The sequence below is a fragment of the Mesorhizobium sp. M0598 genome (assembly GCF_040320865.1).
Lineage (GTDB): Bacteria > Pseudomonadota > Alphaproteobacteria > Rhizobiales > Rhizobiaceae > Mesorhizobium.
Genome location: NZ_JAMYQL010000030.1, coordinates 1 through 26,184 on the forward strand (window position 1 = coordinate 1; position 26,184 = coordinate 26,184).

Below are 26,184 nucleotides of genomic sequence, written 5' to 3' on the forward strand. Positions count from 1 at the left end.
GCGGCCTAACGCCGACCGCGAAGAGAAGCGAGTGACCCGCGGGGCGACATGGTCCGGAAAATTATCAGGAGGAGCTTGACCTCAACGACCCCAATCAGAGAAGCCTGCTAGAAGCGATGATCCGTCCAATGCTGAAAGCGCGCGCCGCACTTCGTCAGCAGTATACCGTGCTGCATAAGATGCTTCTCCAAGCGGTACGCGATGATGAAACGTGTCGGCGCTTAATGACGATTCCCGGTGTTGGCGCTTTGACCGCAGTTACCTTCACGACCACTATTGATGATCCGGACCGTCGAACCGCATCACACTGAGCGCGAAAACCATCGAAGACCTCGATCGGCGAAAGGCGAAGCGATGCCCACCTAAGAATGGCCTGTTGGTAGGTATCTTGAACTATCAACCACCCGCCCCTACCGCCAGGCGGGCAGTTGCTTCATCTTGCCAAAAAATAAATTTGACTCCGTCGCTAAGACCCTACCCCTCTAATTTGCGGTGGAACTTTGACCGCCTTACGCTACCGGAGACTTCAGACTCGACCTCAATATCAAGATCGACTTTCACTTTTCTTGTAAAACTGGATGATAATCCAGCGAATCGCACTTCCGTTATCAGCTTTCGGCTGTCTTGATATTCAATTTCTACTGGTTCGTTTGCGAGCAGCGCTGTTGCTAATATGCATCCCAAGGAGGAATCGTTCACAAAAAAAGCTTGCGTGCCCATCTGCCCATTAACACTAACTTGAACGTTATTACGAGGCGTCCCAAAGTCTATGTCGAATACGTGCCCGCGATAATTCATCGAACTACCCTTCTACTCGCTTGGAGGTCCCCTCACTCTCAATTATCACATTGACGACTTGGGCGCCAGTGTGATGAGCATGAAATAGCACGTCCGGCTCTCGCATCCACACGGTACCTAACTATTGTAGATACACGCCAAAAGGTGGAGGATGGAGCCGACACTGGGGCGAGAAAGTCAACATACTGTCGTCCAACGCAGCACCCATCACCTTGCTGATCTCGATGGTTCTATGACCCGGGGAATTACCGGTTCGATGAAGCTCCGGAAGCTTTCAGTACAAGAGACCTATATGCGATACGAGCGATTTTCTGAGCCATTGGCCTCACTGGCGGTGTTTGCGAGACGTCTCGCTTTGCATTTTTTGTTCGCCTCCGTCCTGCTTTCCGCGACAGTCGGCTTGGGTATGCTGATTTACTTGCAGTTTAGTGGAGAAAGCCCGCTCTTGGCCTATACGCACGCTGCGATGGTTATTTCGGGGAATGGACCATCAACGGAGATACCCGATCCTTGGTTAAATGCGGTAGCCGCGACGTACGGTATACTGTCAAATTTGACTTTGGCGACCGTAGTCGCCATTGCTCTCTCTCCAATTGCTCATAGAGTACTCCATAAGGCCTCTCTTCCAAAATTAGAGAAATTGGACAAAGCGAGCAAAGAGGGCAGAACTGTTGAATGACAATTGTGGGTGTCGAGACGCATCGCGATCACAATCTGATCGCTCTGTAGCGCCAGCTCTTGCATCGCGCTAATCGTACGCTCAACACCAGTGAGCAGGAGCCATAACGTACTCTGGTAAATTGGCCGATCCATGAGTAGCATTGCCCTCGTTACTGACTTGCTAGGACCAAATTCCATCTCCACTCTGGTTTCCAGGCCGATGCGAACAGGCCGGGAACTACAGCCACGATGGATACATTCGCAAATTCGACACTGACAGAAGTCTTTGCGCAACGCGGCGATTAAATCGCTTGGAATCGATGTCCTATTAAGAAAGGCGTGTGAGCCTCGTGGCGCCTAAATGGCTAGGGGAATCTGCACCGTAGATCATTCTCCTTTAGTTTATCGTGAACAGCCCTTAAGGTTTAATCGATGATAGATTCGGATTATAACCTACCGAGCCTCACTCACGAAGCTGACGCAGGACTCGAGCGAGTGGATTGGCAGTGAAGGTCAAGTTTGTATTTGAAAAATATTTGCGCCTTGGGATTGCGCGCCCGTGCAAGTCGTGCGCAAATTCGAGGGCGGTGTTTGGTGGACGGAAAGCCCTGTTCCTACGGCCCTGGTAAGGCGCGTCTTCGGCGTGGCAGCCCGACTGGTCCATACAAACGCATGGCGGAGGGGGCGGTTCGTGGCATTCGATCCGGCGTTGCAAGCCAAGTTGGACGCGCTGTGGTTCATTCTTCCCAGCTCAACGCCAGCTGGTACGAAGGCCGCGCGGCAGAAGATGCTCGTGCGCGAATTTCAGATCGCAGCGCGAGAGCGTTATGGCGCGCAGGACTCCCAAGCCAGTGGTCCGCCAGACGCCGCGCGGCTCCAGCAGGTGGAGCTTCAACAGGTCGACCCGGTCGCCAAGTTGGCCGACGACTTCATCCCCCACGGCGATCCCGAGCCGCTGACCCTTGCGGCCATCGATGCCTGGCTGGCGGGAACCGCGCGCTTGCGCAGCCCGGTGGTATTCCAGGCACGGGATCCCGGCAGCCACACTGCACCATGGCAACATGTCGCACAGCAGGCATTCTGCTTCCATGACGAGTTACAGACCACCAAGCCTCGAGTGTTCGCGCTTGACTACACCGGACGGTACCCTCTTAACCCCAATGGACAGCCGCCGCTGGTGCCGGTCGGCACAGCGGTCCATCGTAAGGCGAGAATCCGACAGCAAATTGTCACGGTTTACGGACCGGCGAGCAAGCCGCCGCATTCCCTCACGCCATTCGATCCCGAACATGTAGTAGGTCGAGCCTGGTCGGCCATGTCCCAGCCAGAGCGATCAACATTTCGGGTGACGGCGGCGCTCGCCCAGGTGGAGGCGGGCGGCATATTTGATGGGCTCAACGCCTACGATACGTCTGTCTTCTCAGCAGGCCCCTATCACTATACTGGCTTCCCAGCGGATGCCCTTGGGGCCGCAGAACTCGGCGCGTTCCTCGCGTATTTTTCGTCGCGTTCAGCGACGCAGTACGACGCGATCTTCACGCGGATGGGCGTCGCCGCTCGGCAGACCTGGAGCCGAGCTTTATTCAACTCCGGAGATGGGACTTATCGTGCCGAACTCGGGTTTGTCGATCCAGCCGGCGGTATGCCTGCGCCAACTACCTTGGAGGCACGAAACTGGCTGCGAACATGGCCCAGCCTCTATCGAATTCAGGCGGCTCTTCGGAACTCTCCTGGTGTGCAAGGAGCCGTCTGGCCATTCGCCCGCCAGCGCATCAACGATGTGTTGACCACGCCTTGGGGGGCCGGTGCCCCCCCTGGGGCGACGACACTCGGCGACGTATTCAAGAGCGAGCGGACGGTAGGCTCGCTCGTACGATGGCATATCTTTCGCCCGCGCCATATCGTCGATGGGGGACAATCCGGCGTGGTTCCGGGGCGACTTGTTTCCGCGGCCGGTTTGACATCCAAGGCCGTAGGCACTTGGCGCGACGCCGATGAGATAAAGCTAGCAGCCGCCTTCGCAAAGGCGCACACAACGCCCAACCTCGCGGGCAGGTGTGCGCCGAGCCTTGCGACCTCCCTGGCGACCCTCGCAAGCTGGTCGGCGCCCGCTTGGTCGGACGGTCTTGCAGGCCCCCTGTTGCGCTTACGGCGAGATTTCGCGCTGTTCACCGACGGAATTCCGTTTCCCACCGCGGCGCTCGGAGGTGACACGTGAGGTCGTGGGCTCTAATCGCGGCGCTCGCTTGCCTGGGGCTCGGGCTCTTCGGTTGCGCCGCACCCAGACTCTCAGACCGCTTTGTCGTGGCCGAAGAAGGTTGGACCGGCGTTTTCGCCCTTAATCCCGGTGATGTCATCTATCTGACAACTTCGATAAAGGGGTTTCCCCTGGGGTCCTCAGGTAGTCTCCAAAACCCCTATCCGCTCTGGTCCGACGCGGTAAGGCTGCCGCTGCGCAAGGCGCGCGGGCCGCTTACGTCGGACGAGGCGAATCTCCTCATGGGATTCTTGGCCGCCGGCGCTGCGAGCGCAACGTTGAACCCTGAGGTTCCCGCGTATCTGGAAAGCTCCCGGACTGAGCTTTGGAACGCCCTGGCCGACACATTCGTGCTCAGTAAGGCGACCACAACGCAGCCCGCGCAACTCCAGGTCCGTATGGGCGACCAGAAGGGTGAAAACAACGTTGTCGACGAGGGCTTCTGCACGAAGTTCAGAAGGATTGCGGGACATTCGGTCCTCGCGACGTCGTTCTTCGTGACCACTTGTGGAGATGCTAGTCAGACGAAGGACAATCAGGAGCTTCGTCGCATCGAGGCGCTCAGCGGGCCGCTCTCGGCCGTCACGGAGACGTCGGGCAATCTGAAGAGCGATCAGTACTACGACGGCACGGTTGCGGTATCAGTCGCCCGGGTGGAACGCGCCGGTGTTGCTATGCTCAATCGATCCGGCCAAGAAGCGCGCTGGAGCCTGGCGGATTGGCAGAAGGCCGGCATATGCGTTGACGCGCAGGGGAGGGCTCTCAGGATTGTCCATGTGACACTGCGGGACGAACCCCTGCGGTTGTTGCGGGTTATGCCGGCACACAAGAAGGGGCGTTTCGATATCAAGCCCCTGCCCCTTGGCACCAGGACGACAGAAACCGACCGCACAGCACCTGCTGAAACCCTTTCAGAGCAAAGCTTGGTGTTCCTGTCGCCAGGAGATGTACGAACGGTCAGATGGGGATATGTGGCCCAGTTCCATCCGCCGAACACCGCTGTCGCCCTATCCAGCGCCGCGCGCAAAGCCTGCAACCCCTAGGAACCGAGAGAACCTCCGATGCTGTCCTTTAGACTATTCGGTGCGGATTTGCAGCTTGCTGAAGGACCAAACACGATCACCGCACTTGGCTCTTTTGCCGTACGCGCCAGGATAACGCTCACCTCCGCCCAACGCCGTCTTAGTATCGCCCTGCAAGGCGAGGTCTGCGACGTGAATATGGACCTCTCTTGGCGAGGGTCCATACAGATATCAGGTGGGAACGCAACCTTGGTCTCACCACCGGCGCCAACTGCATCGCTGACCGCAAGCTTGCGTCTCCCAGGTCCCACCGTGGTTGCGCTCGCCACGCCGATTTTGCAGGTGTCATCCAACCCAGCACTGGGCTTAGAAGTGGTCGACCGCAACGGCGCTGTGTTCACTTGGCTAGCACCCGGCCTTCCCCTCGGCCTGAACTTCGATTTCGCGCCGAGAGCGACAGTCATTTCGCTTGATGTGCGTCGCGCTAAGGCTCGACATCGGCCGGCGGCACCCGCAGGGCCGAAATTGAATTGGGCGGACCGGTTCCGGCACAAGATTACCCCGCCCGCCTCTTTTGGTCCGATTCAAACTCTCACGATCGCCACGCTCGATGCTGGAGTGTCGGGCTACGAACTTTTGGCTCGTCCAGACACCGGCGCTTTATTTCTTCACGCCGACGTTCTCGACACCTCATCTGTCAGCAACACGGAAAACGCGTTCATCTTCCAATACGCGGTTGCAAACGGATTGCTGCAAGTAGTCGGACCAGACGTTGCGCACATTGGCGCGATGTCTTGGGAGGCTCTGCCGGGTGATCCGGACTCTCCGCTCGTCCTCTTGCTACGACAGCAGGACGAACACGGTTACCCGCTCGGTATTGTAACCGATGATGCGGTGCAACTGGGCACACGGGTCGGCGTAGCGACAACCGTGCACTCCGCCAGCGATGTTGCCTCCTGGGTTTCCACCAATCGGGCGAACGTTATCGGCCCCGTGACACCGCTTGCTGGCCCCTTGAGAGTTTCCGGGCAGATGCGCTCGCTGAGCACACCCAAGCTGTACGACACCTTCTCTGATGACACGGTCGCGAAGAACAGCCTTACAAAGCCGTGGTTTGTCCAGAGCGGACTGGTGCCGCTGGATCCTATCACCATTCCCCGTGAGATCCACGGTCTCTCGCGAGGAGCCCGATTGGAGAGCAAATCTGCAAGGGTGCAAGTTGGCCAGGCGCAGGTCGCTCTTGTCGTCGAGCCGGCGGAGCCAGATGTAAACGGACAGCCGCTGTTTCATCATACCCACCTGGAATTGGGCGAAGCTGGACACTGGGACATTGTGGTCCTGCGGGAAGAAAGAGATATTAAGCCAGGCGATAACACCAGCCTAGCGACACCGCAGCCGGTGGGCGCACACCGATTGATCGGCATTCCGGGAGAGGGACCCTTTTATCTTCCGGCAATCGACCTTCCCTTTGCGGTCGCAAACCTAAGTGGCCGGGATCGCGTCAACAAAGCTGGCCTTCGTTTGGGCGACGGTAGGTTGCCGAAGGCGGCGAAGACCAGGCTCGATAAAGACGAGGCGCAGTTCATCACACTCTTCGAGCCGCCGGCCATTCCCGCCCAGCGACACGTCGATGGCGCGCGACTGCTGCCTGCCGACAGGCAGCAGTTCGGACGTCTTTTAGACCAGTTGCCCACCGCCGCGACTGTTGAGGCAACAGGTCGGATCGGCCCGGATCTGCAAGGCGCGTCCTCGGCCGCGTTGGCTGCGGGCACGTCGTCTGAACCCACCTACCTTCTGTTTGGCGGCGACGAGGGGGCTGTTTCCAACGTCGTCCACCAGCTCAGGACTGAGGCGCTGCATGCCGGCTCCATCGGCGGAGATGCTTTCAAAGCCTTTGAACGCAGCTGGCGGCAATTCACCGCGGACGCCGACGTTCAAGGACTGCGCGACGCCATCGGCATCCTTCCGCGACCGCCCGTTCTCGACCCCGGTCTAGCTCCGAAACTCCTTTCGGCAGCCATCGACTACCTACGGGTCAGCGACAACGTTGCCGACATCGTCGACGATTCTGACGATGCGGAGGCCTTGGGTGATTATCTTGCAAGCGTGACGCCGGACGAATTCGTGGATGAATGGACAACCCCGACACCGCGCTTCGTCCTGCTTCTCGAGCACGTCTGGTCGCCGGCGAACTACGATCTAATGCGGCGGATCGTACGCTTCGCAGGGTCTGGCGCCCTAGCCGAGAAGCTCTTCGGCGTGCGTGACCTCACCCAACTGGCGGCCTTTCTTGACATCCCGGCGGAGGGACTGCTGCAAGGAGTAATGCAGGGCGTCGACGCGCTCTGGGAAGAGGTCGTCGACATCTATGAGAACGGTTCCGAACCGATTCTAGCGGCGTTACGAGAAAAGTATGGCCCCCGCCTCACACGCGATGCCTACGCTAAGTTGCTGGAGTCTGCGGCGCAGGCCGACGCTGACGCACTGCTCGCCGTGCTCAACTGCTACCTGTCGCAACCACTCCGTAGGCTCGGCGATTTGTCCGCTGACCCACCGGAGTACATTCTGCGAACTCGGCGTTTCCCGGTCGCCAGAGTCGCGAACGAGACTTTGGTCGATGCGCTGTGGCAGCAATGCTTCGATCTCTGCGCCTTCGCGACCGACAAAGCTTGGACCTTCTTCCTGGACGATGAAACGACGGTCCTGATCAAGCTTTCTCGGAAGCGCCCGTTGAGCGATATCCTGCGCGAAGTAGTGCGCAGCTACGCGGACGCGGGTCGGCCCGACCCACTAGGCATTCGGCCGTATGCGCCGCCTAACACAGCACCGTTGGACTCCAGCGAGATCGTCGAGCGCTTCATCACCGATCTGGACGCCGACCTCACGGAGCCCACCTGGATTGGTGTGGTCCTGTTACGTCCTGTCGCCGATATCCATCAGGACATCGTGCTGCGTGACCTCGCTGGCTTCGACCACATTACCGCGAACTACGTCGCTGTCGGCGGACGCCGACCTGCAGTAGCGTCGCCGAAGCCACCGCATATCGACGTCTGGGCGCACATTTTCCAACAGAATCCTGATGGTGAGGATCTGCCGAAAGACCCCGGGAAGATAGGCGATGTAAAGCTTGCCCTGACAAAGTTCGATGTTCGGGTCCGCCAGTCACAGCTAAGCGCCGCTGACATTGAGGTAGAGATCTATCCCCAAGACGTGTGGGGACGCCGACAGACGCCTCCGAAGGAGTTTTCGACGCTAACGCTGCATGGCACGCTGCAGGCGCCGTCAGGCAAGCCTGATGGACCTAAGGACTTAGCGTTCTCCGCCTTTTTCCCGACGCCGTTCACGCTCGATATCCATCTAGCATTCGTGAAGCAGCTGGAGTTCAGTCGCCTAAGTGTCGCGCGGCGCAATGGCTCTACGAGCATTGACATTGACGGCGAACTGACAGTGCAGAAGCCGCAAGGCCTGGATGTGGCGATCGATTTTGCTGAGGAGAACCTGCGACTCTCCCTGCAGAACTTTCGTATCCAAGTGCCAACCTTGCCCGGTGTCAAGGTCGAGGTCGGGGCGCGGCGTCGGCTTGGCTTCGATCTTCCCGCCCTAAGCTTCGCCCTGCCGAGGCCGAGGGCGTTCAACTTGTTCGGCATTGAGTTGGTACCCACAGGCCTCGGTTACATCCGAGGAAACGAAACGGACGCCCTCAGACAATTCAGCAGTGAATACAATTGGTTGACGCGGCTCAAACTCGACGCCGCACCGAACAATGTCTTCTTGTCCTACATGAAATTCGACGTCGACTTCGGAAAATCGCCAAGCTTCGGACTTGTCGATGCTCGCGGCCTGCGCTTCAGCATGGCGCTCGCTGTCAAGGTCGAGAATAACGCTCCGACGGCCGCCTACCTAGGTATTTCTGGCCTGGACGCGAAGGACCTCAAACTTGACCTGTTCGGCTTCCTCACCCTCGAAGTGGAGGAGTTGCGGATCTCGCCTGCCCAACTCCTGCAGGGAACGGAAAGACCGGCCCCGAGCAAGGTCAATGCCGGTGCCATTCTGGCCGAAGACCTCAAGCTGCGGATTTTCAATTGGTCGCCGACGCCTCCCGGCAGCCGGCTTGATCTGCTGATGCTACACCCCACCCGCGACCCGGGAGGAAGCGTCGAGGACAATCGGAGAAAGGGCCTGCTGGCCTATTACGACGCGAGCATGCATCCACCATCCGGCGGCTTCTTTGAGCTCTACTGGATGGTGCTGGCGCACAACATGGAGCTGCCTGCCAAAGCACTTAATCATCTCCTGGAACAAAACCCGGGCGCTGACGACCCGAAAGGCCTGTTGGACCGACTGCTGGACAAGCCGTCGGAGAGCCCTGACCCGTCCACACCGCGCCAAGACCTCATCTTGCGCGACGTTAAGTTAATGGACCGCGAAAGTTGGCTGTTCGGTCTCAGTTTCAAGCTGGGTGTGCTGTTCGAACGCTGCAGCTTCGTGCTGCACGACCAACACTACTACGGCATCCGGCTCTGGGCACCCTGGGTGAAGTCTGTCTTCAAACAAGAGAGCATCGAGCTCGCCTACATTCCCGGACCGACCCGCGCGGAGGACCGGTTCCGCACCAACCTACGCGTTCCGGCCTTGGATATGCTGGGCAGCCTCAAGTCCGGTGAGTTCGCCTTGGAGTGGGGGGTTAACTGGGACTTCCTGATTGATATCGGGTTCCCGTGGCGCACCAGCATTGGGTACGACTGGTTCCGGTCGTTCAGCATTCCAGTAGGCTGCTACGAGGGGAAGTTCGGTTTTTACATCGAGAAGAAGACGCTCGTTGTAAAGGACGACCAGCGCATCACCCTGGCAATCGGAATGGGCCTTTATGTGGGCTATTATTTCGGGGCCGGGAATTCGGTGGCGTGGGTCCGGGCAGGGATCGGTGTGTTCGCAATCCTCGAGGGCCGCATTACACTACAAGGGCCGGCACACAGCGACCCGATGGCGCTGCTGAAATCGTCGATCTACAGCATAGAGATTGTCGGTGTCATCGGCGTCATGGCCTACGGCGAAGGCGGCATTGACGTCTGGATCCTGTCAGCGAGCTTCCGCGTCTCCGCCCAAGTCGCCGTCTCCTGCACGATCCGCTACGTCGCCGGCGGTCCCTGTGCCCTCACCTATTCTGCGATCATGGCTGCCGGATACTCCGCCTCCGTCAGGGTCGGCTGCGGTTTCTGTAGCTGGACCTTTTCCGTCCAAGGGGAGGTCTCCATGGGCGTCTCCGGCCAACTTCTGCTGAGCTGAGGCAATATGGGAACGCTGTACATAGGTCTCGACTTCTTCTGCCCCGGCGCATTTGTTCCGTCCACGCCGCTTTCGGGCGCTGAAACCTATCCGCATGAGGCGAAGGCGGTATTTGCGGTACTCCAGGCGGCCCTTACAACCGACACTAAAACCGATCCGTTGCCGCCAGCCGAATACTTCGCCTTCACCGGACCCGACCTTAGCAACCATCAGGTCGTGTTTGTCAGCGATGCGCTTAGCCTTGATTTGCGGCAGCGAATCGCGGCCTCTGCCATTCCTGTCCCGTTCCCGCCAGATACTGCCCTCAGGGCCGTCTGGCAGAGTTCCGGTGCGGCTCAACCGATCGAGATCTCGCGCACGATTCCATCGACCCAGACTGACCCGGCCGGCGGCCTCGCCTCTCCGTTGCTACTGCCGGTCTCTGACTGGCCGAGTTTCGCGGACGTGAACTTTGCTGCGCCACCTATCCGCACCTACGCTGATGTAGCGCTGGTCCGCCCAGAACGGCGGGACGGGATCGAGAAGGATCTGATGAGTTGGGCTATCAGCCTCGCGGCAAGCATCCTTCATCAACATCGCGACCCCGACGCCCCAACGCCCACCGCCGCGGAACGGGACGCTTATGCGTTACTTGCTCCGCTGGACTTGAGCCTGGGTCCGGCTGACGCTCCGACGCCGCAGACCGAAGAGATGATTCGAGCGTTTCTTCAGGCATCGCCGACCGTCGGCGGCACGCCACGCGTCGGTCTACTCTGGGAGCGTATGTTGCAACCGCCGATCCCCGCCGATCCCCGGCCCATACTGCCGCCTCGCTTCCTCCACGACCAAGTCTCGCTAGCTACTGCACCAGTCCGTCTGCTCGATCTCGGCGAACCGGTCAATCCGCCCTGGGCGGTCTCCTACCATCAGAAGATCTGGCGGGACTTGTGTCACCAGGTCGCTGCCCAGCCAGTGGACGGTCCCGCCACGCAGGCGCTGGGCCGGCTGTATGCCTTCGGCGAACGCCTGCGCTGGCCCATGACGGTGATGGACGATCCCGCGTTCATGGTCTTAGACGAGGTTGCCCGACGCGCGACCCTACGTGGATGGTCTGCCTTCGGTACCAATGTGCATTCCCTACTTGGCCAGGTGTTCCGGCTGCCCGTCCATATCGATGACGACGTCAACCAGGCCGCCGTCCATTTCGAGGTGCAGGGGCACTCCTGTCCCGACATGGCCCCGGCGTTGCGCACGCTCCTCGCTGACGTCGCGGCCCCGCGCGCCCAGACTGCGACGATCGCACGCGACGCTGATCGGCCCGGCGGCTTCTTTCTATATGCGCCGAAAATGGCCGAGATGACCGCCGGTAGCGCGCCCACTGGATCGGCGACACCTTACGCCATCCCGTCCTCATTGCTGGACGCAGTTGATCACAAGCCGCGCTGGAGCGCGCCGCAAGGCGGGCCAACCTTGAGCCTGCGCGTAGCTGCAAGAATGGCGTTACGCGAGGCTGAACTCTATCGCCCGGAGCTGGCGGGAACTGCGACGGCGCGACGGCTTGCGGTTCCGGCTCGGCTCCTGAAACTGGGGGCGACGTTCCGCGCGACCACCGCGCTCTTTGAGCTCGTTATTGGGACGGATTTTCACGACGATGAAAGCGTAGAGATCCAGGCCCGCTTCATGCGGCTGGGACAATGGGGCGGTCAGGTGTGGCTGACAATTGCTACCGCGCCCGGCGTAGCCGCATGGGATCTTACCGGCCAGGTTTTGAGCCTAACACAAGACTCCAGGCGTGGTCTTATCGCGACAGTGGTCGATCGTTCCGGCCCTGCAGGGCTTCTGGCGGATTTAGTGGACCAGATCAGCGCACCCGTGCCGGGAGGAAAGAATGATGTGACGCTAAATGGCGCGGCCGTGGAGCTGATCCTGCCTCCGGCAAGCGGGGGCGATCCCTTGTTCAATCGGGTCATGGGCGGTCTGGTCGTAACGCTTGGCGACCCGGAGCGTCCACCTATCTGCGTTCTGAAAGATAGTTTCACCAGCCGCGTCAGTGCATGCGCGGATCGAATTCTCGACCGGTTCGAGCTCACCTACACGCCCTCGCCGAGTAACGCACCCGCGACTCAACCCGTCGTTGGGCAATTCGGCGACTTTAATAAGCTTCGTCTGGCCCTCTCCAGCGACGCAAGCGCGGTCACCAAGCGTGCACCCGCTCCTCTCATCGACGGACGCTGGGTGACATTCCTGAACTATCCGGACGCCGTGGCACCGATGCCATCTGCAGGATACCAACCGTCAACTCCCCCCTGGTTTGTAGCAGCGCCGCAGGGTGCGACGACCCGGCATTTCGGCTATTTTCTCTCCCAGATATTCACCCAGGATGCGAAAGCGGCCGAGAAAGGCGATCCCAACCAGCGGCTTGCCGCAGAATCGTTGCGCTATGTGAATTATCTGACCCCGGAGATCGCCTGGCGTATCGAGGGGTACGCCGAACACCAGTACACGTTCCGTTTTCCGCTTACCGGCGCCGACATGACCCTGCCACTGGCGTCGGATATCCAGAACCCCGCAACTGCCGCACTGCGCGCGGACAACCAGGACGAGGCATTGATAGCCTGGGCCTTCTCACCTACACCGCCGACGTTGGAACTCAGCTTCTCCCGAAAATTCTTGAAGCTGGCAACCGCAGTCGACCCCGGTGCTGATGCACGACCGGCCAGCCTGCGGGCCGTCTACGAACCGCTTGCAGATCTCATCGCGGCCATCGACTATGGCACTGCTGAGTTGCGGCTTGAGCGCTGGGCTTTCGACCCCGATGGCCCCGATGGTACAGCGACAACCGGACGGCGCGCCCAGGACAGCGGATCGCTGGCGGAGAATATGCGGCTGATCGCAAGCCACCGCCGCTCACTACGACCGACCGACGTGCTGTTGGCGCCGCTGGCAGTTGTTCGTGCACTACTGAACCAACCCCTAGCCAAGTTCGAGACGGACGTCGCGAGCCTTGCCAGTGGCCCAGGCGACACTTGGCTGAAGCTGGCATTGCCGTTCGATACCTCGTGGTCGGACTTGCCGAACCCTGGAGTCGTGTCAGCTGAGAGCGACGTTCTGCGTCTCGGCCTTGACCTCGCGCGGTCGCCAGGATCAGTCGTGCCAGCGACCTTCGCTGATCCCGCCGCCCCGGCGCGTACGCCAGGATTCGGACTGGCAGTAGATGCTGATCGGATCAAAAAATACCCCGAACTCGCGAACGAAACGTTCGCGGCTCTCCACGATCCGGCTGCGAAGGAACTAGGAACCTATTTGTCCGTCGCCAATCCTACATCGCTCCGCCGCCGTTTCGACTGGATCCGGTCCCTTCGTCCACCACAGCCCGCACCCATCTCAGCAGGCGTGACCGATCCTGAACAGACCAATGATCCCAGACGACTGGAACGACTGTTCGGCGAAACCACGGCGTTCTTGGTGGCACCATCCGATCGTCGGCCGACGGTCCCTCGGGTACTCGACCTCTTCTACGTGCCGCTCAGCTTCCGGCCACTAAGACCGCATCCGAAGATTGGAGACTCCGAGACCACCCTGGAGTTTGCGGAGTTCCTCGCACAACTTCTCGACGATATATGCTCGGGTCGAGAGCCTCAGTACGTGGGAGTGCAGGCGCTGACTGCTGCGGAAGCCCACGCGGTTCGAAGCAGCTTCAAGGATACTTTGCTGCCGACTGTTACCCGTCTAGTGGCCGACCTAGTGGTCTGGGTCCACAATACCGAGTCCGGCGTACCCGGAAATACCCTCTTTGGCTATGTGCACGACCTCATGGGCCGCGTGATGGGTGACGCCCGCAACACACTGGCCGACCTTTTCCAAGCGACACCGGGTCTCTTTGCAACTTCCAAGGGTTTCGGCCTCGTGCTGTTTGAGCCTGACGCCTGGAGCAGCCGCTTGCACTCCCTGCAATTGCGTAAGCAGATTCACCCCGCCGGGCGCCCCGATGCCTTAGGAAGCGACCCGTCGCGCTTCGACGTCGACCAGTTCGTGTTTCCTAAATTCAAAACCAGCGGGGCGTTGCGCTACACAGTCGATATTCTTGACGACAAGCGCTACGATAACGAGTTCGAGATTGACGAGAGCGTCTTTGATCCGCGTCGGCCCGATTGGAAGCCGGGTGGACCTGGGGTCGTGCTGCACGATCATCGCCTCCGTCAGCGGGGCGATCTTCAGGCACGAACGGGCGAGGACGTTATTGAACAACAGAACCGTTTCGACGACGGCGCGGCAAGGGAGCGGCAGGTCGAAGCCGACGCGGTGCATTGGAACCCCAACTGGACCGTCTCGGCGCCAGGTGTGAACCGTCAGTTCTATCTACTCCCGTCGCGCCGACGCCCGGCTACACCGGTGAAGCTGAAGCCGCGTCCAGGCGCGACCCCAGCTCGCTGCACCCTGCCACTCACCTTGACCAGCCCAATTGACCGACCTGTACTCAACAATCAACTCAGCACAGCAGTCATCGCTCGGCTGCGAGACAACAACGCAGCCGACTTTGGCACCTCGGGCGGGCATGGACTCATCGCCGCTCGGCTGGCTTCGCCACTCTTCGGTCAGCTTCAGCCTCCCCGTGTCGGCCAGATGGCTCCGGGATGGTGGTGTCTCGAGAGCTACGCCTCAGAGCACTATTTCGTGGTTGAGGCCGACGAAGAGGCCTCGGGCCCAGATGGGCCGTTCAACAACGATCGCTTTCGAATCGAGGTCGATCTTGGCGAGCAGCCCTTCGCGGACGAAGAACCGACATCACCCGCGAAATATGCAGTGTCAGGGGAAATTGGTGCTTGGTTCACCTATCAGCGGTTAAAGGCGGCCGACCCGACAGGGATCGGCACAAAACCGGCGGATGTGGGTCGCCAAGCGCTCGAGTTGGAGATGAAGGCTTGGCTGGCCCCGCCGAATCCCGACGACGGACTAATGGTGCCGGCGCCGCCTGTGGACAAGTCCGCTGGCCCCGCACCCGCGACAGCTACTCTGGAAACCAAGGTGACTTGGTTCGCACCTGGTAAGCTGCCGGCCGCACGGCTGCGCTCGAATGATCCGCAGGGCGTTGGCAGCGTCTTGGCGGCAGAGGTAATGCAACTGATGACCGACGCGCCATCGCCGGATCGCTTTGTACTGAAAGTAATGGTATTGGACGAACCCTGGCGCTACACGCGCGTGCGCGTCCGGGTCGAGCGCAACCTGCGCGACGTCAATGACGACGACATCCCTGACATCAACCCGGCTTTCCAGATGTTTGGCGATTATTCGAGTTGGAGCAGTCACGGCCGAGAACCGGTCGACATCGACTTTCGGACTCTGCAGAAGCATCACTTCCCCGACCCGCTGGTCACGATGACCCCGCAGCAGAGTCTTGATACCTTCCTGAGGGACGCCGGTCCCTTCGACTATGGCGATCTGCTAGGCGCCGCCCTCAATGCGACTTTTACTGACTCCACGGGCGCGAACCAGTTCTTCTGGGATCAGACCCGGGCGCGCTCATCACGGTACGGCCTGAACGGGCTTATCATTCAGCGGCGACCCGACTTGCATCCACGATATGCGCAGATCGAACTCGCCGACCAACTCGAGACGCGCATCGAAGATGTACCGCGTCTACATCTCACGTCGTTAGCACCCGATCTTACGGACCCTGCGCCGATGCGCGATTTTACACCCTTGCTCCGGGATATCGACAAGACACATGTCCCGTCGCCGCACCATGCGGTCCAGGTCGTTTGGTCGAACCCGAGGGGCGAAACAGTACTGAGCTGTCTCTGGCCGGTCCGGTTCAAAACCTGACAGGGCGCACGTTAAAGGCATAGCATTCGTTACTGAGGGGGCTGATACAAATTTTCCTCTGGAACGTCGCGTCGGGAAGCCCAACTGCGGCGCAGTGACGGGTCTCAGGAGGGGGCATGTCGAAGGTCTTTTTCATTGGTGCTGGCGGCTCCGCGGAAGCGGGTTATCCCATCACGAAATGGCTGATTTACCCCGTCGCGCACTACTTGTTCGAGTACAGACGGAAAAACCAACAGCGGTCCAGCCGATTAGAGCAATATCTTGCGACTGTCTATTCGCTCGAAAACGCAGGGCTAGAGCGGGCGGCACGCGAGTGGCATGAATTCGTGAACACTCCAGTTGGCCACGTGCCCTCCGCTCTGCCCAACTCCGAGTTGATGCCCAGCATCATAGAGATACTTAGCATCATCGATGTCGCAATTGCCGAGCAGTGGAGCCTCGGGCCGAGCTTCGACGAGTCGTCGGCCGGTGGAAAACCTCGCGAATTGAAAGGAAACGAACTGCACCGGATTCGTGAACGTCTTGTGGCGGCGCTCTTGGACGGTTTCATGAATCTGGGCCGGACTAGGCCGTATCATCCAGCTTTCGAGTCTTTGGCAAAAGGCGTTTGCCAGGGTGACGTCGTGGTGACGACCAATTGGGACACACTGCTTGACCAGGCTATATTTCGAGAGACCGGCCTCCCGCCAGCTTATGGCACTCTTGGTGCTAGGCTCGTCGACAAATTTGGCGACGATTTGGAGCAACAACAGTCGATTGAATCAAGGTTTCTTTACAAGCTTCACGGCTCTTTTAATTGGCAATATTGCCCGCGCTGTGGAAATCTCTATGTGAGCCCTAACAAAATTATCATGCCGTCCGACGACTCCGAACGGTCATGGCTCGATCGGAAATGTCATTGCGGAGCCGAGATGGATGGGCTGGTTGTGACCCCATCATTCGTCAAACGGTACTCGAACGTTCACCTTGCAAACATCTGGCGGGGTGCACAAAAGGCATTAGAAGACGCAAGTGAGTGGATCTTTGTTGGCTACTCGCTTCCGGATGACGACCTCTGGATTCGCTCAATGCTCTTGCGCGCAGTTGTAATACGTCGCGGAAGAAAGGATCTACCAATTATACGGGTGGTGAGCCATCAAAAAGACGCCGAACTGGAACGCCGATACTCGCAACTCTTTCAGCGCGATATCACTTTCCATACAAGCGGCCTTCTTTCATTCCTGAAGAAATAGGTCACGAGGAAACGACCCATTGCGCGGTTGTTCAGTTGCGAGCGCGCATGACGCGATCTGGACCCGAAGCGGACATGGCTCAGCCGATCAGCCACCCCTCGTTCAAATCTCATATCCTGGCAGTGTATGGTCTATTGCGTGCACATTGAGCCCCGCCGATATCGACAGTACGTGTGTCTATGGCTAACACTATCCTATGCTCGCACCGAAATTCACGCCGCCGTTTGTCTACAAGTATTGCTCAGCTAAGAGGGCGATCCAAATCGTTGGCGATCTCACGATTTTTCTAGCCCCCGCAGCTGGGCAGAACGACCTCTACGAATTTCGGGCAAGATCCCTGTATAGGGATACGGATGAAAGCAGATATCGTGTCTTTGCGAAGACGCTCGTGGCTGAGGGTTGGTATGCCACCTTCGATGAGGCGCTGGCCGCTTCCAAGGAACTGGACGCAATTGACACGGACGCGAGATATCAAGCCTTCCTCGAGGCTCTGCATAGGTCTCTAGATAGGATCATGGCGCACTCCGGCGTCACCTGTTTTTCATCAGAGCGAAACAACCAGAGAATGTGGGGGACTTATGGTGACAATCACTCAGGCGCGGTGATTGAGTTTAGTACCAGCCCACTAGATTCGCGTTTAGGAGGGCATTTCGGCCCGGTAATTTACACCACGTCAAAGCTCGACCTGTGTCCTTCGGCGTTCCTATTGGAAGACATGAGGCTGAACGAGCAGCTGATGTCGTCAATGTTGTACGTGAAGCACGCTGACTGGCAAGATGAGAAGGAATGGCGACTTATACTTTTCGCCGACGAAGAGCAGTCGAAACAGGAACGAATAGCGTCATTCGAGCGCTCGGGGATCACACGTATCTTCATCGGTCCCAGGATTTCGCAGGAAGACGAAGCAACGTTGCGAATAGCCGCCGAAGCCCATTCTCCAGAAATTCCGATCTTCCGTCGTGTGATCGATCCCTTGCTTGCCAAGGAGGAATTGTCGGGATACGAGCAGATCGAAGATTTCGGGCAGTTGGCATATTGGTTTCCAAACCTTGCCTCGAGTGAGCCGCCGAAAGCGTGATTATCGACTAGCGACAAACTAGGCAGGGTCCGCTTCTGTCGCGGCCAGCTAGCAAGCAACCAGTCAGCTCCTGTCGCGGTGATGAAGCTGCCTGCGACAGGGTTCCGAACGTCTCATTTCCACCGATACTGTTGAAAAAGTCCGACGCACCTCAAAGTCGCTACCGATAATAGAATCCATCGGGCAGCGAAATGGGCTGATGAAGGGCGGCTCAGGGTCAATTTCTCTGAATTTTACAGCTGCGATCACCGCGGAAGTCACCGGCGGTCTAGTGTATCCCTGCAGCAGGTTGTAGCTCGAGCCGCGCTTGACGTTTATATGCTGCCCAAGCCTCGGCGGGCACTGCCGAATCCACCCGGGCCAGCCAGTCCGCGCGCTCAGCCTCGGTGAGTGAATTCCACCACTGCATGCCGGCTATTTCGTCAGCAGTCGGATTCCGGTTCGGTTCATCTTTTTTCTAGTTGCACGAGACTTGAGCGTCAGGGGCCCGCAACGATCAGAACGGCCAAAAGCCAGCCAAAAAAGCCAGCATATCGCTGCCCCACTGCATGACGTTTTGGTACCAGCCAGACACCGTTTCATAAACAACCTGCAGTGCACCCAGGAAGAAAACGAAACAGATGACGATAGCAAATACCTTGCCAAACCCCTCGTCACCCTTCGGGTCGCTGCAATCGTAATCTTGTCGATTAAACATGGTCCATTAACGGTCTCGGTCGTCGCGGTCGCGTTCCCTTCTTTCTAGTTCCTCGCGCTCCAACTCCTCGAGGCGAGGAATGTGCTGTTGCGCCGGATCGATCCGCATCGTTTCACCGCCGCGTTGTGCGGCCTCCTTGTCCCTGTTTAACTTATCCTGCAGCCGATTTGTAGCATCTACGGTTGACGCCAGTTCGTGAGCCTCGCGCTCGGCCGGTTCGTCCGGCCGGCGCTCGGCCTCCTCGGGGCGAGGATCTCGCTGCTGTTCGCTCACGGCATCGACATTTGCAGGGGCTTTGCCCTGCCCTTCTGCCGGCCGCTCTTGGGACTGCTCTGCCGCCTCGATGGCGCGTTTGAGCTCCGGATCCTTCTCGGCGTCGACCCAGCGGCGCGTGTCGTTTGCCGTGTAGGTATCGTCACTAAGGGACGTGTCCGATATGTAGAAACCTGGGGCCGGTCCAATCGCACCGTCCTTCTCCTCGGTGCCGTGAAGGTCATTTTTGCTGACATTGGCTAGATAGTCGTAAGAGCCGTCGTCATCGGATCATAGGCTTTGGGAGCACCCTCGGCGTCAATCGCCAGCTTCGTCACAAAGAACGGTTGCGCACCCCCGCGAACTACCTTCACGTCAACGAACGACCTGCACGCTATGTTCTTGTAATCCCAGTCCGAACAGACGGAACCTAGAACCTCTACATCACTCACTGCTTCCACCCGCTCGGCGTCGTCCAATTTTCCAGGCGATATGGGGGCACTGTGGATATCGACCTGGCAAGAAAAATAATCGTGCAGGCCAGTCTCTATTTACCGTCATCGGTCGAGAGCTGAGGCGCATCTGTGCCAAGCGGCCTATCGAACTCGGGTAGCGGCCGAGCCCGATGCTCAGCGTTACCGCCTTGCTGGCACCGATACACCCATCTTGAGCGCAGCCTTGATAACCATCATGCGATCGTAGGCAGTTTCAACCGCGCGTATCTCATTGTCGCGCACGTAGGACTGGAACGCAGCAGCGTTCAATCCCTCTACCGTCCCTTCGTCCGGTGAGGGGAAGTCGCCGTCGACGGAGGCTTCCGACCTAGTGACCGCGGCCAAGCGCCCAACCTTGAAGACGTCGAAGGTCCCAAACGTAAGGCCGACCTCCCGCTGCCAGGCCGGCGTCTCGTCCGTCGTGACGCAGTAGCTCAGCTTGTCTTTATTCGCCGGTCCGTCCGTGTACTGGATCGTAACCCCGTGGCGGAAGCCGATAAGATTTTCCCCGCCCCCGCACGGTTCTCGCACAAAGCCAGTGATTGGGTAGATGAAGCCATTGGAGCCTGCGGGGACCGTGGAATCGCCGCTGTCCATGAGTCTGTTCACGCAGGTCTCGACTTGGTCGACCGCCACTTCGTTGCAGGCATTGACCATCCTCTCGGCCAGGTTTCGAGGCGTCGCCGCCAACACGACCACCCAGCCGCGGCGTGTTGAGCCGGGAACCGGATAGTCGCATTCCAAGAGGCTGGCCGATCCACGCCCGGCGAGACGGGCATACGGTTTCACCAGCTCGTTCTCCAGCAGCGGATCACCAGCCGTGATTTCAGTGCACCAGGGGTGCGGGTTGGCGCTGGTCTCGCTGCCGATCACGTAGCGCGTGCCGCCTGCGAACCGCTCCTTCAGCTGGCTTTCGATTGTCGTCACGAGATCACCGCCATGCGCGCCCTCGGCGAACAGGACAGCTAGCGCCAATGCAGGCAGCACTGTCGAGGTTGAAAGCCTGGTCATCGCCTGGGTAACTCCCTTGGAAATCACGTTCTTGCGGGTGGAGAGCTCAGGCGCATGTCCGTTCCGGAGGGACAAACCCGACGTTGACGATGCGACCGAGGCCGGTGTTGCGGCAATCGAAATGCATGATGTCGCCGCTCGCCCCCGGTCCGAAGTCGGAGGCTCCCCAGGCCAGGCAGCCGAAGTCACGCAAGGCGATCACCAGATCCCTGGACAGGTTCAAGAAGCCGTTGCGAGGATCCCGGTCCACGAAGCCGTCATTGGCGCCGAGACCGGCGAGGTCGGCCGTGACCGTATTGCGCCAGCGGTCGGCGGCGTGGTCGGTCGTCTCGCCGGCGTTGAAGATGCCAGGGGTGCCGCTCTGGCGGTGCCCCTCGAGTAGGTGCCGGAGTTCGTCCGCGTCGTCGCGCAGGGCGAGGTAGCTGCGGAATTCGCGGTCAAAGCCCCAGAGCGTGTCGTAGATTTCAGCGGTCGGCCTGTTCGCGAGCTTGGCGTGGAGCAGGCCGGCGGTGGTGGAGTAATTGTCCAACATCTGGCCCGAGACAAGCAGCCTTGCCCGCTGCAACACGCGCACTATGTCGCCACCCTCGATCCAGGGGTTGCCGCTGTAGTTAAGGTCGGTCGCCAGCCCGAAGGTGTGCATGCTGTGAGTTGTCGCCGTCGGCCTGGATCCCCGGTGGAACTCACCTATGCCGACCGCCAGCCCGAGCTTGACGGGCGTGAGGCCCCTATAGGCCGAAAGGCCGAGCAGATGGCGCTCGGCGGACCGCAACCTGCGCAATAACACGGCGTGGATGCCGTTGCGAAACGTCTGTCCCAAGAAGGCAGATGCGGTTATGTGCCGAAACCAATTCGCCGCATTCAGGGTCGCAGGGGCGGCGGGATTGTCGGCCACGCCGACAAGCTTCCTGTCGACGGCGTTCAGGCGGGCCTGTGCCGTCGGGTTGGCGACGTCGACCTGGTTCAGGCCCGGCCGGCCGAGGTAGAGCCCCAGGCTGTCGAGTGTCGACTCGCCGCAGCGGCCGTCGCATTGGGCAGCATCGACATAGACCTTGCGCTGGAACTGGTGGATCGCCTCGACCAGCACCGCATCGTCAGTGGCTGATGTCGCCCCATTTGCCGCCGCGATCGCCGCCTTTACGGCCGCAAAGTCCACATAGGATTCAAGGGCCGCGGCAATTCGTCCGAGACCGACGCCAGACACGCTAGGGTGCCTCTGCGCGCCCCAGACGAACGCCGCCTGGTTGTCGTTTGGCGTCAGCAACGGTGTAACGATCACCCGCCGCTCGTCGCTCTCGAACGGCGGGATCGCGAGCCAGGGGTCAGCAAACACCGATGCCTCTTGCAACGCCTCCATCTGCCGTAAGACGCTCTTGGCGGGCACCAGGACTTGCAGAGCGCTGTGACGCTTCCGAACGTCTTTTGCGCGCCAACACTTATAGATGCCCTCAAGGTTACGGACATGCAGATCGTCGCCATGGACGGCGTCGACCAGCGCGATCTTATACCGGCCTGACTTCGAGGTCTTGAAGACAATGTCCCCCGACGCGATGGGTCTAGCTCTGCCGGCGCCGGACGAACCGGCCTTCGCAGACTTGCGGCCCCGCGTGCGATTGATCTCACCTTCCAAAAGCGCCTCAAAGCGTTGGCTGACATCGCCGAGACCAGTGTTGGCGGCAGTGGCCTGCGTGTCCCAGAGGCGACGCCCGGTAAACGCGGGGCCGCCATGGTGGTCGCAGCTGTGGTCGGCGGTGTCGGTCTCGAGCGCCGCAACGACGGCGCCCGTTCTCTCGTCGCCTTGCCGAGACCGGGACCCGGAGAGGCGGTCGATGACCTCCCACGCCGCGATCGCATCGGGCTTTTGCGCCGTCAGCCTTTCGGCCAGCTTGGACCGTCGGCTATGATCGCAGCTCGACCAGGTGTCGGACGCCAGCAGCACGCCGTTGAGGGCGGCCAGCTTCGCGACTGGCGAGGCATAGGGCCTGAGCGCCTTGAGCAGCGGAGCGAGGCAGGCCGAGTACCGCACATAGGCAGACAGGAGCAGCGCCTTGAGGATGAATGTGTCGCGATCGGGCCGCAACGAATCGACCGGCGGGATGCCCGCAGCCTCGATATCCTGGAGGCCCGGGCGGAGCCATTCCGCCGAAACGCTCATCACCACCTCTTGCACATGTGGCCACATGACCGCGTCGCGGAACGCGGCTGCCAGCCGCTTGCGGAAATTGGCGTCGATCTGCGCGTAGCTATCATTGCCCGGGACGGCCGACTGGAAGTAACCGCAGTTGCGATCGTGGTCGGTCTCCCGTCCGACCAGTTGAACCGCCCGCCCGGCCGCGTCGAGCACGTCAAGCGCGAAGAACCGGTCGGACCCGATCATCACCTGGCTCGGCGACCAGCCAAGACTTCCGAAACAGGTGCCGAACAGGTCCCCATCCGCCTTGTTGAAGGCAAAGAGAAAGCGGAAAATGGCGGCGCGGTTGACGTTGAACTGGATCGAACCCAGGCTTATGCCCGCCTTGAGATCGTAGGCGTTGATGGATTCCAGCAGACCCTCGCGCCCCGAGATGACGCGGACATAGCAGTCGGGCTCCGACACGGGGTAGCGCAGCACGGGCAGCGTGACGCCATGGCTCTGGCCGCCGCGGTACTTGTCCGCTGGCTGGTTCACCCCTGTCACCGGGCAGGCATACGTTGCCACGTAGGCCAGCAAGATGCGCAGGGCCGGCGCCGAAACAGCCGCCAGCGTCTTTTTGGAGAGGTCGATGCCAGCCGGCCAGTTGCCGGCAGGTACTTTGCCGAGGACGCTGATCCAGGCCTTGCGCTGCTGATCGCGATCGGACTCGGCCATGGCCTGAAATTCGGGGACGCGGGCGACATCGACCCATCGACCGCTCAAAATGCCCGGCTGGGATGGCAAATAGAATCTGACCGCGTCGCCATCGCGCAAGCACAGCGCCACGATGGCCAGTGCCGCCTCGGACTGGACATCAACCGTGGCGGGCAGATTGGCGGGGGTCTGGCCGTCGATCTTGATTGCCTCAATGGCCCCGCCCGCGAACAGTGGCCCGGCATAAGCAAATGAGCCGCCGTCCCGCAAGGTCGCGGCGACCGCATCGTCAAGCCCGGTTGCGAAGCTGCCGAACGAGCTGCCTGTTAGGTCTTGGCTCGAAGAGCCGAGTGTGACTGTGCCAATCTTCAACTGTCCCTCCCTTTTCAAATCGCGCCATCGTCACGGCTTCGGATGCTTGTCTGAGCGAAACTGGAAAACAAAGTAGGGCGGGATGCACAGACCCCGGTGATCTTGCCTGTCCAGCCACTCCCTGTCGGGAAAGCTCTGGCCAAAGTAGTCTGCGGCCGCATAGGCCTTACCCACGATGTTTCTGAAATACGGATTCTTGGTCAGCGCTTCGGACCGGGTGGCGAAGTAACTCGCAAACGCGTCCGGGCTGGCGGCCACGGGACTGACGCAGATGTAGTCGTCCCGGCAAGGATTCGCGGCGTCGCAGGCGCGCATGCCGGCGAAGGAGGTGAAATTCAGGAAGCACACGCTCTGGGTATAGGGGCTACCGGGTTCGGTGATCCGGTCAAGGCAGCTGTTGAACCCTGTCGACGCGATCAGGCCGCAGGTGCTTGTCGGGCCGAGACCCTGGCATTCCGAGAGCCGCAACATGCCACCCGGGAACCCCCCGGTCTGGGCGTCGCGCAGCTCGTTCTTGCCGCAGGATCCGCCCTCGCAGCTCTTGCCGGCGTAATACTCCTGGTGTGCACCATAGTAGGAATTGCCCCTCAGGGGCTGAAGTTTGAACTTCTTCAGCGCCTCGGCGTCGACAAGCCAGTTCCTGTCGTTGCCGTCCGGATAGGGCCTAGGGAACTCCCGGGCGTAAGCATCCCGTTCGAACGACAGCGAACGGATCGTGCCGATCTGGAGCGGATCGCCGACCCCGGTGTAGCTCTCGGGCACGCAAGTTCCAACGATCCGCTCATTGGACGATTTGTAGAAGTGCTTGCAGGTCAGCCCCTGCTGGCAGGTCCATTGGCGCTGCGTGGAGGGGAGGAACTGGGGCATGACGCAGGCCCCTCCCCAGCCGCCCAGCAATTGCGTGCCGAACAGCTCGTCCTGCAGCCTGTTGAGGGGGCGGGCCGAGTAGCCGATCGCCAGTTCATAGCTCGATAACCTGCCAGAAGGACGCTCCGAAATCGCGGTGACAATCGCCTTGCGGCGCGGCTGGTCGCCGTAGAAGAGCGGCGAACCAGGCAGAAACACCGAATTCGCCGCCGGCGTGCCCTGACGGTCCGCGCCCGGGAAGTGAAAACCCGCGATGGCCCTTGTCTGGTGACAGCCGGTGCAGGTGCTGTCATTCAGCCGCGTGCGAAAGTCCTCCGCCGACTTGATGAAGCTGAGCTTTTGGCCCGTGTCGCCGAAGCGGCGCAACGCGGTCTCAATCGCGTCGTCGGAGATGACATCCTGATCCGACGTGTCCCCACCTTGCGCCGCTTTCCAGAAAGGCTGGTTCTTCGCGCGGTGGACGCCGCCTGGCGAAACCGAAACGGCCCGCTTGGACAAATATTTCTGCGGCAGTTCCAGCGTGCCGGCATCAATGTCGGCAACGACGGCCGGCGTCTGCAGATAGGCGACAAGCTCCGCGCGCAAAGCATTCCTCTTCTTGCACTGCGCGGCGCTGTCGCCAGTGTTGCAGAGCAGCCTGTCGCGATCGATCTGGTTCGTCAGCCCAATCGGCTGGAACTCCTGGGCCTTGTCCTCCCAATGGAAGACACGGATCAGATACTCCGCCTCCGACCCGAAATCATGAACGACACCGGCAGGCTTGCGATAGACCTGCGCGTTGATTTCGATGCGCAGCATGTCCTCGCCCCTGATCAAGGCGAGTGGACCGCTGTTGGCGTTTAGCAGATCTTGCAACTTGCGCGCTGGCGTCCGGCCGGAGGGTTGCGCAAGCTCCTTCACCCAGCGTTGCGCGACGCTTTGGCAGGTGACCGCCCCGCCATTCGTCTCGGCGGGCAAGGCGGGAAAGACAATATTCATCGTCACGGGCAACCTAGATTTGCGGCCGTTCGCAAGATCATAGGAAAAGCGGTAGATGACCGATATCTCGCCGCAGGATCGCTGCGCCGGCGAGAGTGAGGCATCGGTGATGAACTGGCGATCCATGCGGTTGACGACCCCACCCAGCTCTATCCTCGAGCCAGGATCGGTCAGGAATTCGGTGTGCAGCTGAAAGCCAGCAGCATCGGCTTTGGCCGTCAAATCATCGAGATCGGTTGCCAGGGTGCTTTCGATCGGGCGTGCGATCTTGAGCAGGAACGGGTTCTTGTGCCCGACCTGTTCATATTTTCTGGCCTTGGCCTCGATCAACGTGCGGAAGTTCAGCGAACCGTCGCATGGATCGTGCCCGGCACAGTCAAGGGCGACGACAACGTCCGGCTCGAACACGAAGGGGCCACGCAGGTTGGCGGGGACCTCGCCACTGTAGTCGGGAGGTTCCTCGGCAAGTCCAGGCGGCGAGGCCAGTAAGAGGAAGGCGAGAAGACCAAGCAGGCCGGACACTGTCCGCAGCCGCGATCGGGGTGACACAT

The 26,184-nt window shown here is 60.1% G+C and carries 12 protein-coding genes and 1 pseudogene; 8 read left to right on the plus strand and 5 right to left on the minus strand.

What is annotated here, in order from left to right; genetic code table 11:
- Positions 1-224 precede the first annotated feature (224 nt).
- From NKI59_RS35180 to NKI59_RS27110, 8 genes are all read left to right on the plus strand, one after another.
- Positions 225-311 carry a hypothetical protein gene (locus NKI59_RS35180; RefSeq protein ID WP_502901106.1) on the plus strand — a complete coding sequence of 29 codons (87 nt, stop codon included), beginning with the start codon at positions 225-227 and terminating at the stop codon, positions 309-311.
- A gap of 638 nt (positions 312-949) precedes the next feature.
- Positions 950-1,477, plus strand: coding sequence for a hypothetical protein (locus NKI59_RS27080; RefSeq protein WP_352707891.1), 528 nt, complete (start codon positions 950-952; stop codon positions 1,475-1,477).
- Between the two features lie 672 nt (positions 1,478-2,149).
- On the plus strand, positions 2,150-3,676 hold the full coding sequence (locus NKI59_RS27085) for a hypothetical protein (protein WP_352707892.1): 1,527 nt from the start codon (positions 2,150-2,152) through the stop codon (positions 3,674-3,676).
- Positions 3,677-3,762: 86 nt separating this feature from the next.
- Positions 3,763-4,758: a hypothetical protein gene (locus NKI59_RS27090; protein WP_352707893.1), complete on the plus strand. Its 996-nt coding sequence runs from the start codon at positions 3,763-3,765 to the stop codon at positions 4,756-4,758.
- 291 nt (positions 4,759-5,049) lie between these two features.
- Positions 5,050-10,023 carry a hypothetical protein gene (locus NKI59_RS27095; RefSeq protein ID WP_352707894.1) on the plus strand — a complete coding sequence of 1,658 codons (4,974 nt, stop codon included), beginning with the start codon at positions 5,050-5,052 and terminating at the stop codon, positions 10,021-10,023.
- A gap of 6 nt (positions 10,024-10,029) precedes the next feature.
- Complete coding sequence (locus NKI59_RS27100; protein ID WP_352707895.1) at positions 10,030-15,825, plus strand: hypothetical protein; 5,796 nt, start codon at positions 10,030-10,032, stop codon at positions 15,823-15,825.
- A gap of 116 nt (positions 15,826-15,941) precedes the next feature.
- Positions 15,942-17,057 carry an SIR2 family protein gene (locus tag NKI59_RS27105; RefSeq protein WP_352707896.1) on the plus strand — a complete coding sequence of 372 codons (1,116 nt, stop codon included), beginning with the start codon at positions 15,942-15,944 and terminating at the stop codon, positions 17,055-17,057.
- Between the two features lie 196 nt (positions 17,058-17,253).
- A complete protein-coding gene (locus NKI59_RS27110; RefSeq protein ID WP_352707897.1) occupies positions 17,254-18,135 on the plus strand; it encodes a DUF2971 domain-containing protein in 882 nt (293 codons plus the stop codon).
- Between the two features lie 496 nt (positions 18,136-18,631).
- Here NKI59_RS27110 and NKI59_RS27115 read toward each other — a convergent pair whose 3' ends face one another.
- The 5 genes and pseudogenes from NKI59_RS27115 to NKI59_RS27135 form a co-directional block, all read right to left on the minus strand.
- Positions 18,632-18,832, minus strand: coding sequence for a hypothetical protein (locus tag NKI59_RS27115; RefSeq protein ID WP_352707898.1), 201 nt, complete (start codon positions 18,830-18,832; stop codon positions 18,632-18,634).
- Between the two features lie 6 nt (positions 18,833-18,838).
- Positions 18,839-19,207 (minus strand): annotated as a pseudogene (locus NKI59_RS27120) (conjugal transfer protein TraA); the annotation flags it as partial.
- 512 nt (positions 19,208-19,719) lie between these two features.
- On the minus strand, positions 19,720-20,589 hold the full coding sequence (locus tag NKI59_RS27125) for a hypothetical protein (RefSeq protein ID WP_352707899.1): 870 nt from the start codon (positions 20,587-20,589) through the stop codon (positions 19,720-19,722).
- Between the two features lie 46 nt (positions 20,590-20,635).
- Positions 20,636-23,788, minus strand: a complete 3,153-nt coding sequence (locus tag NKI59_RS27130) for a hypothetical protein (protein ID WP_352707900.1) — start codon at positions 23,786-23,788, stop codon at positions 20,636-20,638.
- Between the two features lie 30 nt (positions 23,789-23,818).
- Positions 23,819-26,182, minus strand: a complete 2,364-nt coding sequence (locus tag NKI59_RS27135) for a hypothetical protein (RefSeq protein WP_352707901.1) — start codon at positions 26,180-26,182, stop codon at positions 23,819-23,821.
- Positions 26,183-26,184 lie beyond the last annotated feature (2 nt).